This window comes from Rhizobium aethiopicum, assembly GCF_014197535.1.
GTDB lineage: Bacteria > Pseudomonadota > Alphaproteobacteria > Rhizobiales > Rhizobiaceae > Rhizobium > Rhizobium aethiopicum_A.
In genome coordinates this window covers 50,131-66,730 of sequence record NZ_JACIFV010000015.1, presented here as the reverse complement: position 1 = coordinate 66,730, position 16,600 = coordinate 50,131, and the positions used below count along the sequence as shown (strand labels likewise).

General features: G+C 61.4%; 16 protein-coding genes. 8 read left to right on the top strand and 8 right to left on the bottom strand.

What is annotated here, in order from left to right:
• Positions 1–10: 10 nt before the first annotated feature.
• The 3 genes from GGD53_RS19695 to GGD53_RS19685 form a co-directional block, all read right to left on the bottom strand.
• Positions 11–916, bottom strand: a complete 906-nt coding sequence (locus tag GGD53_RS19695; RefSeq protein WP_184458561.1) for a class II glutamine amidotransferase — start codon at positions 914–916, stop codon at positions 11–13.
• An 89-nt stretch (positions 917–1,005) separates the two neighbouring features.
• Complete coding sequence (locus GGD53_RS19690; RefSeq protein ID WP_184458560.1) at positions 1,006–1,689, bottom strand: helix-turn-helix domain-containing protein; 684 nt, start codon at positions 1,687–1,689, stop codon at positions 1,006–1,008.
• Between the two features lie 79 nt (positions 1,690–1,768).
• Positions 1,769–2,740, bottom strand: a complete 972-nt coding sequence (locus GGD53_RS19685; RefSeq protein WP_184458559.1) for a GlxA family transcriptional regulator — start codon at positions 2,738–2,740, stop codon at positions 1,769–1,771.
• A gap of 87 nt (positions 2,741–2,827) precedes the next feature.
• On the opposite strand from GGD53_RS19685, the gene GGD53_RS19680 reads away from it, so the two are divergent.
• From GGD53_RS19680 to GGD53_RS19665, 4 genes are read left to right on the top strand one after another with little or no spacing between them, the layout of a single operon-like run.
• On the top strand, positions 2,828–4,078 hold the full coding sequence (locus GGD53_RS19680) for a sarcosine oxidase subunit beta family protein (RefSeq protein ID WP_184458558.1): 1,251 nt from the start codon (positions 2,828–2,830) through the stop codon (positions 4,076–4,078).
• A gap of 13 nt (positions 4,079–4,091) precedes the next feature.
• Positions 4,092–4,373 (top strand): sarcosine oxidase subunit delta, encoded by a 282-nt coding sequence (locus tag GGD53_RS19675; protein ID WP_184458557.1) that lies wholly within the window; start codon positions 4,092–4,094, stop codon positions 4,371–4,373.
• Entirely contained in the window at positions 4,370–7,321 is a 2,952-nt protein-coding gene (locus tag GGD53_RS19670; protein WP_184458556.1) for a sarcosine oxidase subunit alpha family protein, read from the top strand. Before GGD53_RS19675 ends, GGD53_RS19670 begins: the two co-directional genes overlap by 4 nt.
• Positions 7,314–7,859, top strand: coding sequence for a sarcosine oxidase subunit gamma (locus tag GGD53_RS19665; protein WP_184458555.1), 546 nt, complete (start codon positions 7,314–7,316; stop codon positions 7,857–7,859). The genes GGD53_RS19670 and GGD53_RS19665 overlap by 8 nt, the downstream gene beginning before the upstream one ends.
• 995 nt (positions 7,860–8,854) lie before the next feature.
• On the opposite strand, the gene GGD53_RS19660 is transcribed toward GGD53_RS19665, so the two are convergent.
• Together GGD53_RS19660 and GGD53_RS19655 are read right to left on the bottom strand one after the other, a co-directional pair.
• Positions 8,855–9,718 carry a class I SAM-dependent methyltransferase gene (locus GGD53_RS19660; RefSeq protein WP_184458554.1) on the bottom strand — a complete coding sequence of 288 codons (864 nt, stop codon included), beginning with the start codon at positions 9,716–9,718 and terminating at the stop codon, positions 8,855–8,857.
• A 36-nt stretch (positions 9,719–9,754) separates the two neighbouring features.
• Complete coding sequence (locus GGD53_RS19655; RefSeq protein ID WP_184458553.1) at positions 9,755–10,402, bottom strand: TetR/AcrR family transcriptional regulator; 648 nt, start codon at positions 10,400–10,402, stop codon at positions 9,755–9,757.
• 121 nt (positions 10,403–10,523) lie between these two features.
• Between GGD53_RS19655 and GGD53_RS19650 the strand changes: the two genes are divergently transcribed.
• Positions 10,524–11,417 carry an NAD(P)/FAD-dependent oxidoreductase gene (locus GGD53_RS19650; RefSeq protein WP_184458552.1) on the top strand — a complete coding sequence of 298 codons (894 nt, stop codon included), beginning with the start codon at positions 10,524–10,526 and terminating at the stop codon, positions 11,415–11,417.
• A 60-nt stretch (positions 11,418–11,477) separates the two neighbouring features.
• Here the strand turns inward: GGD53_RS19650 and GGD53_RS19645 are convergent, their stop codons facing one another.
• On the bottom strand, positions 11,478–12,755 hold the full coding sequence (locus GGD53_RS19645) for an L-fuconate dehydratase (RefSeq protein ID WP_184458551.1): 1,278 nt from the start codon (positions 12,753–12,755) through the stop codon (positions 11,478–11,480).
• A gap of 77 nt (positions 12,756–12,832) precedes the next feature.
• Complete coding sequence (locus GGD53_RS19640) at positions 12,833–13,567, bottom strand: SDR family oxidoreductase (protein WP_184458550.1); 735 nt, start codon at positions 13,565–13,567, stop codon at positions 12,833–12,835.
• Positions 13,568–13,867: 300 nt separating this feature from the next.
• On the opposite strand from GGD53_RS19640, the gene GGD53_RS19635 reads away from it, so the two are divergent.
• From GGD53_RS19635 to GGD53_RS19625, 3 genes are all read left to right on the top strand, one after another.
• Positions 13,868–14,653, top strand: a complete 786-nt coding sequence (locus GGD53_RS19635) for an IclR family transcriptional regulator (protein ID WP_184458549.1) — start codon at positions 13,868–13,870, stop codon at positions 14,651–14,653.
• Between the two features lie 87 nt (positions 14,654–14,740).
• Positions 14,741–15,577 carry an amidohydrolase family protein gene (locus GGD53_RS19630; protein ID WP_184458548.1) on the top strand — a complete coding sequence of 279 codons (837 nt, stop codon included), beginning with the start codon at positions 14,741–14,743 and terminating at the stop codon, positions 15,575–15,577.
• Between the two features lie 262 nt (positions 15,578–15,839).
• On the top strand, positions 15,840–16,244 hold the full coding sequence (locus GGD53_RS19625; RefSeq protein WP_184458547.1) for a helix-turn-helix domain-containing protein: 405 nt from the start codon (positions 15,840–15,842) through the stop codon (positions 16,242–16,244).
• A gap of 41 nt (positions 16,245–16,285) precedes the next feature.
• Here the strand turns inward: GGD53_RS19625 and GGD53_RS19620 are convergent, their stop codons facing one another.
• The gene (locus GGD53_RS19620; RefSeq protein ID WP_004668299.1) at positions 16,286–16,552 is read right to left on the bottom strand and encodes a hypothetical protein; all 267 of its coding nucleotides are present in this window, start codon (positions 16,550–16,552) and stop codon (positions 16,286–16,288) included.
• Between the last annotated feature and the right edge of the window lie 48 nt (positions 16,553–16,600).

Sequence of the window (16,600 nt, the reverse complement as noted above, 5' to 3'; positions counted from 1 at the left end):
CGGGCGCCCCTCAGGCGGCCTTGTCGTGATCCCAGAAGTAAACGGTTGCCGGCTCCGGCTCCCAGACACGGGCATTCTCGATGCCGGGAAGGTTGACCAGCGCGCGGTATTCCGAACCGAAGGCGACATACTGGTCGGTCTCGGCCATGACGGCGGGCTTACAGGCGATCGGGTCGCGCACCACGCCAAAGCCGGACTTGGTGCCGACGACGAAGGTGAAGAAGCCGTCGAGATCGTCGAGCGCGCCGGTCAGTGCCTGGCCGAGATCCTTGCCCTTGGCCATTTCGGCCGTCAGATAGGCGGCGGCGACTTCGGAATCGTTCTGGGTCTCGAAGATCATGCCTTCGCGCACCAGTTCACGGCGCAGATTGTTGTGGTTGGACAGCGAGCCATTGTGCACGAGGCACTGGTCGGCGCCGGTCGAGAACGGATGGGCGCCGAGCGTGGTGACGGCGGATTCAGTCGCCATGCGGGTATGGCCGATGCCGTGGGTTCCGCTCATCGCGCGGACACCGAACCGCGCCACGACATCTTTTGGGAGACCGATTTCCTTGTAGATTTCGACGCTCTCACCCGAGCCCATAAGACGGACTGCCGGGCGAATCCGTTCGAGCGCCTCGCGCACTGCTCCAAGCTTGGAGGCATCAAGCTCAATGACCGCGTGCGTGCTCTTGATCCACACATGGGCTTTGATGCCGGCTTCCTCGAGGTCAGCGGCGAGGCCGTCGAAGTCCGCGCCTGGATTGCTGGACTGGATAGTAATTTTCGCCTTGCCCTCTGCGGAGCCGCCATAGATCGCTATACCGGCCGAGTCCGGCCCGCGATCCGTCATGGTGATCAGCATATCCGAGAGCAGGTTTCCCAGCTGAGGCTCAAGGCTCTTGTCCTTGAGGAACAATCCAACAATGCCGCACATAGGCTGTGCCTCCTTTCATGTTGAGAAAGGACTAGCAGGTCTATGAAAGGACATCAACTGGCAGGAATAAACTTTTCTTCTAAGGCAAGTCAGCTTCGCGAATTCTGCTGGGGATAGCTGATAATGGAGAGGTACCTGCTCGGCAGTTTCACCAGCTGTTCCGGCCCATGCGGCGCATCGGCGTCGAAGAACAGGCTGTCGCCCGGCTGCATCTGGAAAAGCTGGTCGCCGTGGCGGTAGATGACCTCGCCTTCGAGCATGTAGAGAAACTCCATCCCCTCGTGCTGGAAGGTCGGGAAGATGTCGGAATCGGCCGTCAGCGTGATCAGATAGGGCTCGACGATGACCCCGCTGGTATTGTTGTCGATATGGCCGAGCAGATTATATTGGTGGCCGGCGCGGGTGCCGCGCCGCTCGAGTTCGACGCCCTGCCCCGCCTTGACGAAGACGGCATTGCGCGGCTCCTCGAAGCGACGGAAAAACGCGGTCAGCGGCACGCCGAGCGCCCGCGACAGCGATTGCAGCGTCGTCAGCGACGGCGAGATATTGCCGTTCTCGATCTTCGATAGCATGCCGAGCGAAATGCCGGTTGCGGCCGCGAGATCGGTGACGGTGATGCCGAGCTTCTTGCGGTAGGCGCGCACCTCATGGCCGATCGCCATTTCGAGGTTGTTTTCCTTCGGCTCCCGGACAGCGTGCGGGTCCTGAGAAAAAGCAGCGCGTCCGCCATGCGCCGGTTCCGGTTGCTTTTCCGCTTCATGTTTGGATTTCATGGATTTTTCCGCTGCCGCCTTCTTTTGTCTGAAGGCAACCCTATCGTGGTAGTGAAATTTCCTCAACCTTGAAGAAAACTCAATCGCGCCGCGCCTCACTCGGAGCCGTACCGTAGACGGATCGAAACATGCGGGAAAAATGGCTCGAACTGGAAAAACCGGTGGCGACCGCGATTTCAGAGATGGAAAGCGGGCTCTGCTTCAGCAGGCGTTGGGCATGCTGAAGCCTAATCCTGTGATACTGATCGAGAAAGGTCGTGCCGAGATGGGTTGAAAAGAGCCGGTCGAGGTGACGGGGAGTGACACCGGCGATGAGCGCCATGGCTGCGCGGTCGAGCGGCATCTCGATCGTCTCTTCCATCCGCTCGAGAACATTGAGCAGGCCGGGGTGGTGGACGCCGTAGCGCTCGGCGAGTGAGGCGCGCTGGGGAGCGGCGGGTTCGTTGACCTCCGTGTGAAGATACCAGTCGCTGACCCGGCGGGCGAAATCCGGCCCCATCCGCTCGGCGATCAGCACATGCATCATATCGAGCGGCGCAATGCCGCCGCCGCAGGTGATGCGGTTGCCGTCGATCACGAAGCGCGCCTGGCGCGGCGTGAGATCCGGAAAGGCTTCGAGAAGGGCTGCCGCATGCTCCCAATGGACGGTGAAGTCGCGGCCGGCAAGCAGACCGGCGGCGGCCATCAGATAGGGACCGCCCGAGATTCCGCCGATCCTCACACCTTCGCGCGACAGCTGCCGCAAACAGGCAAACACGCCCGGATACCGCCAGTCGCGCGGCGAACCGCCGGCGCAGACGAAGGCCGTTCCGAGCCCCGAGCCTCTGACGGGCAGAGGTTCGGCGGGTACGCTTACGCCGGAGGAGGAGAGCGCCGATGCGCCATCCGGCGAGAATATCCGTAGCCGATAGATCTCGCGCCCCGCCAGAAGGTTTGCCGCCCTGAGCGGCTCGGTCGCCGAAGCGTAAGACATCAGCGCGAATCCCGGAATCAGGATGAAGCCGATCTCCTGGACACTTCTGCTATCGGGCCTAGTTTCCGCTGAGGGCATGTCTCTTTTCTAATCATTGAAGTCCCAATTGCGCAAGTCAATCACATCCCTTCTGTCATCATGCAGTCGTTCTTTTCGGGTTGACCCATGCGCTATTCCGCTCTTTCGATTTTCCTCAACGGCCTTCGCGGCAACAAGGGCTGGGCGCCCGCTTGGCGCGACCCCGCGCCGAAGCCGCATTACGACGTCGTCATCGTCGGCGGCGGCGGTCACGGTCTTGCCACCGCCTATTATCTTGCCAAGGAATTCGGCGTCACCAATGTCGCCGTGCTCGAAAAGGGCTATCTCGGCTCCGGCAATATCGGCAGGAACACGACGATCATAAGGTCCAACTACCTGCTGCCGGGCAACAATCCCTTCTACGAACTGTCGATGAAACTCTGGGAAGGCTTGGAGCAGGACTTCAACTTCAACGCCATGGTTTCGCAGCGCGGCGTGCTCAACCTTTTTCATTCCGACGCGCAGCGTGACGCCTATACGCGCCGCGGCAACGCCATGCGGCTGCACGGCGTCGATGCCGAGCTGCTCGACAGGCAGGCGGTGCGCAGGAAGCTTCCCTTCCTCGATTTCGACAATGCCCGTTTCCCGGTCATGGGTGGTTTGTACCAGCCGCGCGGCGGCACGGTGCGCCACGACGCGGTCGCCTGGGGCTATGCCCGCGGCGCAGACGGCCGCGGCATCGACATCATCACCCAGTGCGAAGTCATCGGTATCCGCACCGAAAACGGGAAGGTGACCGGCGTCGAGACCAGCAGGGGCTTCATCGGCTGCGGCAAGCTGGCGCTGGCGGCGGCCGGCAATTCCACCGTCGTCGCCGATATGGCCGGCCTTCGCCTGCCGATCGAAAGCCATGTGCTGCAGGCCTTCGTTTCCGAAGGGCTGAAGCCTTTCATCGACAACGTCGTCACCTTCGGCGCCGGGCATTTTTACGTCTCCCAATCCGACAAGGGCGGCCTCGTCTTCGGCGGCGATATCGACGGCTATAATTCCTATGCGCAGCGCGGCAATCTGGCTTCGGTCGAACATGTTGCCGAGGCGGGGGTGGCGATGATCCCTTCCTTGTCGCGCGTGCGTTATCTGCGCTCCTGGGGCGGGGTGATGGACATGAGCATGGACGGCTCGCCGATCATCGACCGCACCCATATCGATAATCTCTATCTCAACGCCGGCTGGTGTTACGGCGGCTTCAAGGCCACACCCGCCTCCGGCTTCTGTTACGCCCATCTGATCGCCCGCAACACGCCGCATCAGACGGCGCGCGCCTTCCGGCTCGACCGTTTCGCGCGCGGCTATCAGATCGACGAAAAGGGCGTCGGCGCCCAGCCCAATCTGCACTGAGGACATTTAGACGATGGCGAGCCTGATTTCATGTCCCCATTGCGGCGCCCGGCCCAAAGAGGAATTCTCGATCCGCGGCGATGCGAAGCTTGTCCGGCCGGCGCCGGATGCCGGCGCGGATGCCTGGTACGACTATGTCTATCTGCGCGACAATCCGAAGGGCCGCCACAGCGAATATTGGCACCATTCCTCCGGCTGCCGCCGCTGGCTGATCGTCGAGCGCGATACCGTCACCCATAAGGTGCATGGGGTCAGGGATGCCGCCCTTGCCAAGCTCGGCGGAGAACCGGCATGACGAGCTTCCGTCTTTCCTCCGGCGGCCGCATCGACCGGGCCGCGACACTCGGCTTTACCTTCGACGGCAAGGCGCTGGAAGGCCATCCGGGCGACACGCTCGCCTCGGCGCTGCTGGCCAACGGTATCCAGCTTGTCGGCCGCAGCTTCAAATATCACCGCCCGCGCGGCATCCTGACGGCAGGGGCCGCCGAACCGAACGCGCTGGTAACGACAGGCAGCGGCGGGCGCACCGAGCCGAACACGCGCGCGACGATGATCGAGCTTTACCAGGGGCTGACGGCCAAAAGCCAGAACCGCTGGCCTTCGCTCGGCTTCGATGTCGGTGCGGTCAACGGCCTGCTCTCGCCTTTCCTCAGCGCCGGCTTTTACTACAAGACCTTCATGTGGCCGGCGGCCCTCTGGGAAAAGCTCTACGAGCCGGTGATCCGCAAGGCGGCGGGCCTCGGCCGGGCCTCCTACGAAGCCGATCCCGATGCCTATGAGAAATGCTGGGCGCATTGCGACCTGCTGGTGATCGGCGCCGGCCCTGCCGGCCTTGCCGCAGCGCTGACGGCGGGGCGCGCCGGCGCGCGCGTCATCCTCACCGACGAAGGCCCGGAATTCGGCGGCAGCCTGCTTTCCCGCGGCGCTGTCGACGGCAAGTCGGCGGACGCTGTTCTCGGCGAGCTGCTGGCCGAACTCGAAGGGCTGGCGAATGTGCGCCGCCTGCCGCGCATGACCGTGTTCGGCTGGTACGACGACAATGTTTTCGGCGCCGTTGAACGCGTGCAGAAGCATGTGGCGCTGCCCGATCCCGAGCGTCCGATCGAACGATTGTGGCGTATCGTCGCCCGCCAGGCGATCCTGGCGACAGGGGCCGAGGAGCGGCCGCTCGTTTTCGGCGGCAACGATATTCCCGGCGTGATGATGGCAGGCGCTATGCGCAGCTATCTCAATCGGCAGGCGGTCGCGCCAGGCCAAAGCACGGTGATCTTCACCACCAATGATACCGGATATGACACCGCCGCCGACCTCGAAGCCGCCGGCCTTCGAGTTGCGGCGATCGTCGACAGCCGCGCCGATGGCGACAAGAGCTGGCGGGGCGGCGCCGAGGTGCTGAAGGGCGCCCGGGTGATCGACGCGTTCGGCGGCAAGCGCCTGCGCGGCGTCAAGGTCGAGACCGAAGACGGTTTTCGCCGGATCGAGGCGGATGCGCTTGCCATGTCGGGGGGCTGGAGCCCAATCATCCATCTTGCCTGCCATCGCGGCGGCAAACCGCAATGGTCGAACGAGGCTGCGGCGTTTCTGGCGCCGGCTGCGCAGGATGGTCTTGCCGTTGCCGGCTCGGCTGCCGGCCTTGCGCAGACTGCAGCCTGCCTCGGCGATGGCGCGGCAAAGGCTGCCGCCGCATTGAAGGCAATCGGCCTCGCCGCGGAACCGGCCTTTGCCTCCGCCACCGAGACGGCTCAACGCACGAAGCCGCTCTGGTCGGTCAAGGGGTCGAAGGGCAAGGCTTTCGTCGATTACCAGAACGACGTGCATCTCAAAGACCTTGGCCTCGCCGTTCGCGAAGGTTACGGCCATGTCGAGCTTGCCAAGCGTTACACCACAAGCGGCATGGCGACCGATCAGGGCAAACTTTCCAACATCAACGCCATCGGCATCCTTGCCAAGGCGCGCGGCGTGTCGCCCGCTGAAGTGGGAACGACGACCTTCCGGCCCTTCTATACGCCTGTCTCCTTCGGCGCTTTGACCGGGGCATCGCGGGGCAAGGACTTTCAGCCGGCGCGCAAATCGCCGCTGCATGGCTGGGCGAAAAAGAATGGCGCGGTCTTCGTCGAAACCGGCCTCTGGTATCGCTCCTCCTGGTTCCCGCGCGCCGGCGAGACGACATGGCGCGAAAGCGTCGACCGCGAGGTGCTGAACATCCGCAAAAATGCCGGGCTCTGCGACGTCTCGACGCTCGGCAAGATCGAAATCTTCGGCCGCGATGCCGCGACCTTCCTCGATCGCGTCTATTGCAACGGTTTTGCCAAGCTTGCCGTCGGCAAGGCGCGTTACGGCATCATGCTGCGCGAGGACGGTTTCATCTATGACGACGGCACCACCAGCCGTTTCAGCGACGATCATTTCTTCATGACGACGACGACGGCGCTTGCCGCCGGCGTGCTCACCCATCTCGAATTCTGCGCGCAGACGCTCTGGCCGGAACTCGACGTCTGCTTCGCCTCCTCGACCGATCAATGGGCGCAGATGGCGGTTGCCGGGCCGAAGTCGCGCGCGATCCTCTCGGAAATCGTCGACGAGGATCTTTCCGATGCGGCCTTCCCCTTCATGAGTGCCCGCAATGTGTCGCTATTCGCAGGCCGCCTTGAAGGCCGGCTCTTCCGGATTTCCTTCTCCGGTGAACTTGCCTACGAACTCGCCGTCCCGGCCGGCTACGGCGAAAGCGTTGCCGACGCCATCATGACGGCAGGCGAGAAGCACGGCATCTCTGCCTATGGGGTCGAAGCGCTCGGCGTCATGCGCATCGAAAAGGGCCACGTCACCCATGCCGAGATCAACGGCACGGTAACACCCGGCGATCTCGGCTTCGGCCGCATGGTGTCATCAACCAAGCCGGATTTCATCGGCAAGGCGATGCTCGCCCGCGAAGGCCTGCAGGATCCCGAGCGCCCGCGTCTCGTCGGTGTCAAGCCGCTCAATCCGGCAAGCGGCTTCCGCACCGGCTCGCATATCCTTGCTGAGGGCGCCGCGGCGACGCTCGAAAACGACCAGGGTTACGTTACCTCGAGTGCCTTCTCGCCGAGCCTCGGCCATACGATCGGCCTGGCCCTCGTCCGGCGCGGACCCGAGCGCATCGGCGAAAAGGTGACGGTCTGGAACGGCCTGCGCAATGAATTCACCGATGCGGTGCTCTGCCATCCCGTCTTCATCGATCGTGAAAACGAGAAGCTCCATGCCTGATCTTCCCCAGCACAAACCGGTTCTTGCCGGGACGGCATATAGTGGCACTTCCGGAGCAAGCATCCGGCTGGAGGCCCTGCCGGAAGGCCATCTCCTGCACGTGATCGGCGCGATTGAGCCGGCGGCACTCGCCGCGGAATTGGCCAAAGCCGGCTTTACCAACAGTTCGATCCGCAAGGCCGGCTTCCGCCAATGGTTCGTCGCCGGCGATGAGCCGCTCTCGCCTGCCAGCCTTGCCGCCCTTGCGGCAGCACTCGCGGGAAAAGCCTTCGTCATGGACCAGAGCCACGGACGCGTGCGCATCGGCATATCAGGCCGCTCCTCGCGGCTGCTTCTTTCAAAGGGCACCGCCGTCGATCTCGATCCCGCCGTCTTTGCGGAAGGCAGTTCGGCGATGACGATGGTCGGCCATATCTCCGTGCAGATCGTCCGCACCGGCGAGAACAGCTTCGAGCTCACCGTTCTGCGCAGTTTTGCGGAAAGCCTCTGGGACGAACTCAGACATATGGCGGCGAGCGCTCAAAAGGATGGTGCATGAGGGCAGCCGTGTCGGCACAAAGATCGGCGATTGACCGCATTTAGCAGCATCCGACGAGATAGCACTAAGGACAGAGTACCTTGTCGATTGGATACTTCTTGGCACGCGAGGAGTTGTTCAGGGGCGTCCGCTTGCGCGGGTCGCTGCCGTAGCCGTATCGGCCTGACAACCGCGGCTGGCTGTTTTTCGTCCTAACGGGACAGGCTCTGTATTTCGGAGAGAGTGGCAGCAGCGTCTTTGACAGGTGTGTTCGATAGAGTTTTTATATTCAATATTGCTAATTCTTGCATTTTAGCAAGACACGTATCCTCGTGGCCTATGAGTAATCCGCCAAAATTATTCTAAATACATGTTATGCTGGCATTGACATGGGCGAGTAACCAAAGCATTTTGAAACTAAAGGCTGAACTCTGCAAGTTTCGCTTGTTGCGGTGCGCTCGTAAATCAGTCTCATCTACAGGTACAGAATGAAGTTTCCGTCTGGTAAGGCTCTATATCGATGGATAGTATTATTCTTCGTATTTTTCATGTCGGTCATTTATATATATGGGGAAACTCTCCAGTCACATAAGAGCCCGGAAGAGCAAGCGATGGATATATTAAGGAAATATCTTACAGAATCCGGAGAAATCGATCGATTGCGTTTTGCAACTTGCTTCAGAATCGAAGAGTCAGAAATCGATCCAAATTCAAACGTGAGCTTCTTTATTGGGTGCGAGATAAAGAAACCGCTTTCGGCAGAACCCATTGCTCTCTCAGTGGCGTTCGGTGTTCGCGGGCAGGTTGAATATTGGGATATATCGAGGGGCGAGAAGACTAGAGTAGAAAAAGTCCCTGTCCGGCTTTCCTGATATCCTCGAATCTGAGGCCGAAGCGCGCGAGATATTTACTCAGGCGATCGGCGTCGTTGCTGCTCTTTTTCCCCAGTCGCGAGATCGCAAACAAGGCTCTGCCCGCCGCGCCATGTTGAGGGCCATAACGCCGGTCAATCCCTGTCAGCTTGCCGGATTGCGCGCCGTGACGATCCATGTCGCGCCGTTGATCATCACCGACCGCTCACCGGGGCAGCCCGCGAAGGCGGCACGAACCGCGACCGAGGCGCGGTCGCGTATGTCGTCGGGCTGATCAGCGAGCACGCGCGACAGCGGGCCGACCTCGAGCGTCATCTCCACCGCGTCGTCGATCGCCGCGTCCCGCGTCGGACCCTTGCCAAACACAACGGACGCATCGAAGGGCGCGATAGCGGTATCGGTGAAGCCGGCCGCCGTCAGGATGCGCGCCACCCGTTCCGGGTCGCCGAAGGAGAACGGGCCGGGCGCTTCGGGACCGGGCGGCGCGGCCTGTGGGACGATGCCCTTGATTGCGCTCATCGGCAGGCGCATCCAATCGTTCTCGGCCACGCCGCGCCAGCAGACGAAAGCGACTCGTCCGCCCGGCCGGAGCGCGCGGCGCATGTGCGCGAACGCTCCTGTCGGATCATCGAAGAACATCACCCCGAAACGCGAGAACAGGATGTCGAACGCGCCCTCGGGCAGTTCGGCCCTGCTGGCGTCGGCTACTCGGAACACGACCGACATATCCTGTGGCGCAAGGGCGCGCGCTCTGCCAATCATCGGCTCGGATATGTCCACGCCTACCACTTGGCCCTGCCTGCCGACGAGGGTGGCCAGTGCCAGACTCGACTCGCCTGCGCCGCAGCCGACGTCCAGCACGCGCTCGCCCGTCGCGGGCGCGGCGGCTTTGATCGCGGCCTGGCCGAACACCGCCAGCATGGCGCCGAGTCGGGCCTGGTGGGCGACCCAGCGCTCCCCGCTTTGGCCATTCCAGTCGGCTTCCTGATAAACATCTTTCTCTGTCATGCCATGATCCTTGTTGTGATCCGTTCTTTAACCTGACTATCCCCCCGCTTGGTCGTTGCGACCGTGCGCGGCGATGAACATGGCGACAGCTGACCGGCAATAGGCTTCAATTTCGTTGTCGTCCTCTGCTCTCGCCTCATCGAAGCGTGCGATAATCAGGAGATCGGACCCTTTGAAAAGCGCGGCAAACAAGCGGGCGGATAGGAGAGGATCGGGCACGTTCAGAACCGCCTTCGCGTGCAACCGATACAACAGGGCCTCGATTTGGGCGATGACATGGGCGGGGCCGGCGTCGTAATGGAGCTTGCTTAACGACTTTTGATTCGTCTTGTCGGCCATGACCATGGCTTCGACACTGCGGACGTCCGGGCTCAACAGCGTGCGAAGGAGGGATGATCCCACCGCCATGAGTTGATCTTCGGCCGAACCGTCGACACCTTCAAAAAGGGCTTGTGGTGCAAACTGATGGCAGCGGGCGGCGACGGCCGCGCTGAACAGTGCCTCCTTGTTCTCGAAGTGCCGATAGATGCTGAGCTTGGATATCTTCGCTCGCTGGGTGACCTTGTCCAATGTCGTCGCTTGAAAACCCAATTCCACAAAGAGTTCGTATGCTGCGTCGACTATCGTTTGGCCTAGCGCCTCGTTGGCTGGCCGGCCGCGCCGGCCTCGACTATTTTCGGTCACGGCAATTATGATCCTTGACAGTATCTTTATTAAAGCATTACGATACCATGCAGTATCAAAAATATGCAAGTCAAGAGTGGATTTTATCCTGTCCTCCATCCGCAACACGGAGCCCATTACCATGGATGACGTCATCATCATCGGCGGCAGCTTTGCCGGTCTCGCCGCCGCTTTGCAGCTCGGCCGTGCCCGCCGCAAGGTCTCCGTTCTCGATACCGGCCTGCCGCGCAATCGCTTCGCCGGCCACTCGCATGGTCTGCTCGGCCACGATCACAAGCCGCCGCTGGACATCCTGGCCGAGGCGCGGCAGCAGCTGGCGCGTTATCCCACGATCAAGCTGGTCAGTGGCCGGGCCGAAAGTGTCTCCGGCGCCATCGACAACTTCTCAGTCCTCACTAGCGATGGCGAAGGCCTCAAGGCGCGCCGCGTGATCCTGAGCTATGGCATCGCGGACCAGATGCCTGATGTTCCGGGCTTTGCCGAAAGCTGGGGCACCTCCATCGTGCCCTGCCCCTATTGCGACGGCTTTGAAGTCGCCGGCCAGCATTGGGGCCTCGTCTGGTCCGGCCGGCAGTCGCACAACCAGGCCAGGCTTTTCCACGATTGGACCGACAGGTTGACGCTGTTCGCCGATGGTCACGACATTCCGCCCGATATCCGGGCCGATCTGGCAAGTCGCAACATACCTGTTGTCGAGGGCCGGGTCACCGGGATCGCCCATCACGGTGGCCATGGCGCCACCGTCAAACTCGATACCGGCCCCGATGTTGCGGTCGACATCCTGTTCGCCCATCCGCGCAACAAGCCGTCCGCCAGCCTGCATGAATCACTGGGGCTCGCCACAGTCGATACGCCCAGCGGCATCGCCCTCAAGGTCGATGAGCGCCGCGAGACCAGCATCCCCGGCATCTACGCCGCCGGCGACCTCGCCAATCCCGGAATGCCCTCGGTCACCACGGCATCATGGCAAGGCGCGATGGCGGGTATCTTCGCCCAGCAGTCGATGCTGGTTTGAGAGCCGCGAATTCCTTCTCCGGGTTCTGGCGGGGACGAGCGCGCCGCTGGCACTGGTTCCTCAGCCCCGGAACGTATAGTTGCTGATCGAAGCCGGCTTCATCTCGATGGAAAATCCCGGCAGCGTCGGCGGCATATAGGCGGCGTTCTCGATCCGGCAGGGATCGAGGAAATGTTCGTGCAGGTGATCGACATATTCGATGACGCGGCCTTCCTTGGTGCCCGACACCGCTACATAATCGATCATCGACAGATGCTGCACATATTCGCAGAGGCCGACGCCGCCGGCATGCGGCCAGACCGGCAGGCCGAACTTGGCGGCGATCAGCAGGACAGAGAGGACCTCGTTCAGCCCTCCCATACGGCAGGAATCAATCTGGACGATGTCGATCGCGCCTTCGGCGATGAATTGCTTGAACATAATGCGGTTCTGGCACATCTCGCCGGTCGCGACCTTCACCGGGCCGATTGCCTGGCGGATCTTGCGGTGGCCGGCGACATCGTCGGGGCTTGTGGGTTCTTCGATGAAGAAGGGCTTGGCGAAAGCAAGCGCCTTGACCCAGTCGATCGCCTGACCCACGTCCCAGACCTGGTTGGCGTCGATCATCAGGTAACGATCGGGACCGATCACTTCGCGGGCTATCCTCAGACGGCGGATATCGTCGTCGAGATCGCGGCCGACCTTCATCTTGATATGGTTGAAGCCGGCATCGATCGCTTCCTGGCAGAGCCGGCGCAATTTCTCGTCCTCATAACCCAGCCAGCCGGCCGAAGTCGTATAGCAGGCGTAGCCCTCCTTTTCGAGAATGGCGATCCGTTCCGCCTTGCCGGCTTCCGCCTTCTTGAGGACAGCGACCGCTTCATCGCGCGTCAGCACGTCGGTGAGGTAGCGGTAGTCGACGATATCGGCGATCTCTTCCGGCGACATGTCGGCGACGAGCCGCCAGACCGGCTTGCCGGCCTGTTTGGCGAGCAGATCCCAGACGGCGTTGACGACCGCGCCGGTCGCCAGGTGAATGGCGCCCTTTTCCGGGCCGATCCAGCGTAACTGGCTGTCGCTGGTCAGATGCCGCCAGAATTTGCCGGAATGGGCAAGAACCTCGCCGAGATCGGACCCGACGACGAGGTGGCGCATCGCTTCGATCGCCATGCAGCAGATGTCGTTGCCGCGGCCAATGGTGAAGGTCAGGCCATGGCCGGCAAGGCCCGGGACATCCGTATCGAGAACGACATAAGCGGCCGAATAGTCGGGATCGGGATTCATCGCATCGGATCCGTCCAGGCTTTGCGAGGTGGGAAAGCGGAGATCGAAGACGCGAAGGTCGGTGATGCGGGTCATGTTGTTCCTCCCGATTTATGGGCCAATTGCGATAGCCGGTTCGGCCGGCGGTCTGCCGGCGGCGTCACGAGCCGACGTCAGATCGTCCAGCCGCCGTCGATGGCGATCGCCTGGCCCGAAGTGTAGGTAGCGCCGGCGAGATAGACGGCGAGATCGGCGATCTCTTCCGGCGTGCCGAGCCGGCCCATTGGCTGGCGGGCGATGAAGGCGGAGCGTGCCGCATCGTAATCGCCTTGGGCGCGCATGCGGTCCTGCAAGGATGGACTTTCCACTGTGCCTGGGCAGATGGCATTGCAGCGGATGCCTTGAGCAACATAATCGGCGGCGACCGATTTGGTAAGACCGATGACCGCCGCCTTGGTGACGCCATAGGCGAAGCGATTCGGCACGCCCTTGATGCTGGAGGCGACGGAGGCCATGTTGATGATCGACCCGTCCTTGCGTTCGAGCATGCCGGGCAGCACCGCCCGGATGGTGCGGATCATCGCCTTGACGTTGAGGTCGAAAGCGAATTCGAGGTCGGAATCCGGCATTTCCAGGATCGAGCCAGCATGGACGAAGCCGGCGCAGTTGAACAGAACGTCTACAGTGCCAATTTCGGCGACGAGCGCCGTGACTGCATCCCCATCGAGCACGTTGAGCTTATGGGTGGAGACGCCGGTTTCCGCGGCAAGGGTCGCCAGCGCATCGGTGTTGATGTCGGTGGCATGGACCTTGGCGCCGGCCGCCGCAAAGGCTGCCGCCGTCGCCCGGCCAATGCCCTGGCCGGCCGCGGTGATGAGAACGGTCTTGCCGGAAAGTCTGTTTGTCATGTCACGGGCCTCTTCTGGATTGTCTACATGAGACGATGCATGCGGTTATCTTGCCGAAGGCCGAGCGGTGATGGAATAGGGCGTCCATCAGAGCCTGCCATTTTCTCTCGTTGCGCGTTTCGTCCGGTCTGGACCAAGGCACGAAGCCTCGCCTCTCGTCGTTTCTGCTGATCGGCTGTCTTCAATTATGATTTGTCTGTTTATAGACAAACAGACGATTGGCCAAGGGTCAAGCGTGAAGTTTTCCTTTGCCGGCGGTGGTTCTGCGTATATGCAGAATAATATTCACAGGAGGAAGGAATGGAGACCGACGAGTCAGACCGCTATCGCGCTCCTGCGCTTGACAAGGGCCTCGATATCCTGGAGCTGCTCGCCGGCGTCGACAGCGGCCTTACCCAGGCTGAGATCGCCAAGCGGCTCGACCGCAGTCCCAATGAATTCTACCGCATGCTTGACCGGCTGGTGCGTCGCGGTTACGTCACCCGGCTGGATGGCGATCGCTATTCGCTGACGCTGAAGCTCTTCGGCCTTGCGCAATTGCATGCGCCTGTGCGCCGGCTTGCCTCCTACGCCACGCCGCTAATGCGCGATCTCGCCCAGCGCACACGCCAGGCCAATCATCTCGCCGTCTTCGACCGGGGCGCCGCCGTTGTCATCGCCCAGCAGGAAGCGCCGGACTATTGGGGCTTCTCGATCCGCATCGGCGCCCATATCAGCCTGTTCGACACTGGCTCGGGGCATGTACTGCTCGCCTTCCGCAGCGACGAGGAGCGGGAGATGATGATATCGGAGCATGCGCGCAACCGCGCCGATATAGACCTCGGCGCCGAATTCTACGATCGTCTCCACCAGATCCGCGAGCGTGGCTACGAGATGATGGCGAGCGCTCAGACGTCCGGCGTCTACAATCTGTCGGCGCCGGTTCTCGGGCCGGATCGACGTTGCATCGCCGCCCTGACCTGCCCCTTCATTGCTCTTGTCAACGCGCCGTCTGCTCCCGACATCACCCAGACAATCACGCTGATACAGAAGACCGCCGCTCAGCTTTCGCTGCTGGCCGGAGCGGATGTCGTCAATTCCGGCTGAACAGGTGGGAGGAGCTTGGGAATTTCTATTTGAATAATCCATTCATGAGAAATAGGGTGCGGCAAAGCCATCCTGGAGGAGGAAAACGTGCTCATCGACACCCACGTGCACATCATCGACCGGTCGGCGCTTTCTTATCCCTGGCTCTCTGGCGTGCCGGCTCTCGATCGTGACTTTCTCTATGAGACCTATGCGGCCGAGGCGCGGCGCTGCGGCATTACGACGGCGCTGCATATGGAGGTCGATGTCGATCCGGCCGTCATGCAGGCCGAGACCGATCACATTGCCTCTCTCGCCAAAAGGCAAGGCAACCTGATTGCCGGGGCGATTGTCTCCTGCCGTCCCGAGGAGGAAGGCTTTGCCGCCTATCTCGAGCGGCAGAAGGCCGATCCCTTCGTCAAGGGATTCCGCCGCGTGCTGCATGTCGTGCCCGACACCGTCTCGGAAGGCGTCCTGTTTCGAGACAACATCCGGCGCATCGGTGGCAGCGGCCTGACCTTCGACCTCTGCACATTGCCGCATCAGGCCGGTCGCGTCACCGCTCTCGTCGATCTCGCGCCCGACGTTCAGTTCGTCCTCGATCATTGCGGCGTGCCCGATATCGGCTCCGATGCCTTCGAGCCATGGAAGGCCGGCATTTCGGAGATCGCCCGCCGGCCGAACGTGATCTGCAAGATATCAGGCGTCGTCGCCTATGCGGATGCGCAGACATGGACAGCACAGACGCTGACGCCCTATATCGAACATGTCATCGCAAGTTTCGGCTGGGATCGTGTCGTCTGGGGCAGCGACTGGCCGGTCTGCACGCTCGGCGGCGGCCTTTCCACCTGGGTTGCAGCGACCCACGCCGTCATCTCCGGCAGCAGCGAGGCGGAGCGGTCCAAGCTGCTCTTCGCCAATGCCCAGCGCCTCTGGTCCTTGTAACTTTTTGTTTACGCCGTCCCGATCCTTTGGCTGAAAGGTCCGCAGCAAACTACCATGCCCGCACCCTGAAATCGGATGATGTACCCCCCAAAAGTGCTACTTTGGCATGTTTTTTGCTGCTGCTAATATGAAGCGATGCAATGTTTCGGTTTGGGACGACTTATAGCCAAACAATTGCTAGCTTTGTGTGTCTCAGTTACAAGTTGTCAGACACGGATATGGCGAATAACCTCATGTCCGTGTCCTCAGGAGGGAAAAACAAATGAAAGAAGAACCGCACGCAGTGGACGTTCATGTCGGAAAGACGATCCGCATACAGCGTCTGCTGCGCAAAGTTTCGCAGACGGAATTGGGCGATCGTGTCGGCGTAACGTTTCAGCAGATCCAGAAATACGAAAAAGGCTCCAACCGCGTTTCCGCCAGCATGCTGGTTGAAATCGCCGGCGCGCTGAATGTCGACGTCAGGACGTTCTTTGACGACCTGTCCACGCCTGAGACGGCTAACGACAACCCCGCTCCCAGCGAGGAGTTTGTCATCTCGCGCGAGGGTGTCCTTTTGAATGCGGCGTTCTTCTCGATCAAAAACGAAGCTCTTCGCAAGAAGATCCTGAAGCTTGTTCAGGCAATCGCTCACACCGAACAGGCCGACGGTGAAGCGGCCGAATAGGCCGGATCTCCTTCACGTTGTCCTAACGGACGGCATGAAGGTCAATGGCGATCGATCAGGATCAGATTCTCGCTAGCGTCCTTCATTGCGATCTTGGCCTTGCTGCCGAGCAGTTTCTCGAGGTTGACGTCAAGCTCCCTGTCCGGATCTATGCCGTCCCAATCGATTACGACCTGCAGCAGTGCCATGTTCGTCAGGTGCATCAGGTTACGCAGCTGAAGCTTTTCAGCCTCCTCCTTGGCTGCCGACAGCAGCCGGAAGATCCTTGCGTATTCACTGCCTGTACCTTCGTTATGTTGTTCAAACATTGTTCCCGCCCCTTTGGCCGTGAAGCCTCAGATTCCATCAGTACTGCA

Coding starts and splice junctions, on each gene's coding strand:
- GGD53_RS19695 (WP_184458561.1), bottom strand. CDS start 916: ATGTGCGGCATTGTTGGATTGTTCCTCAAGGACAAGAGCCTTGAGCCT.
- GGD53_RS19690 (WP_184458560.1), bottom strand. CDS start 1,689: ATGAAATCCAAACATGAAGCGGAAAAGCAACCGGAACCGGCGCATGGC.
- GGD53_RS19685 (WP_184458559.1), bottom strand. CDS start 2,740: ATGCCCTCAGCGGAAACTAGGCCCGATAGCAGAAGTGTCCAGGAGATC.
- GGD53_RS19680 (WP_184458558.1), top strand. CDS start 2,828: ATGCGCTATTCCGCTCTTTCGATTTTCCTCAACGGCCTTCGCGGCAAC.
- GGD53_RS19675 (WP_184458557.1), top strand. CDS start 4,092: ATGGCGAGCCTGATTTCATGTCCCCATTGCGGCGCCCGGCCCAAAGAG.
- GGD53_RS19670 (WP_184458556.1), top strand. CDS start 4,370: ATGACGAGCTTCCGTCTTTCCTCCGGCGGCCGCATCGACCGGGCCGCG.
- GGD53_RS19665 (WP_184458555.1), top strand. CDS start 7,314: ATGCCTGATCTTCCCCAGCACAAACCGGTTCTTGCCGGGACGGCATAT.
- GGD53_RS19660 (WP_184458554.1), bottom strand. CDS start 9,718: ATGACAGAGAAAGATGTTTATCAGGAAGCCGACTGGAATGGCCAAAGC.
- GGD53_RS19650 (WP_184458552.1), top strand. CDS start 10,524: ATGGATGACGTCATCATCATCGGCGGCAGCTTTGCCGGTCTCGCCGCC.
- GGD53_RS19645 (WP_184458551.1), bottom strand. CDS start 12,755: ATGACCCGCATCACCGACCTTCGCGTCTTCGATCTCCGCTTTCCCACC.
- GGD53_RS19640 (WP_184458550.1), bottom strand. CDS start 13,567: ATGACAAACAGACTTTCCGGCAAGACCGTTCTCATCACCGCGGCCGGC.
- GGD53_RS19635 (WP_184458549.1), top strand. CDS start 13,868: ATGGAGACCGACGAGTCAGACCGCTATCGCGCTCCTGCGCTTGACAAG.
- GGD53_RS19625 (WP_184458547.1), top strand. CDS start 15,840: ATGAAAGAAGAACCGCACGCAGTGGACGTTCATGTCGGAAAGACGATC.
- GGD53_RS19620 (WP_004668299.1), bottom strand. CDS start 16,552: ATGTTTGAACAACATAACGAAGGTACAGGCAGTGAATACGCAAGGATC.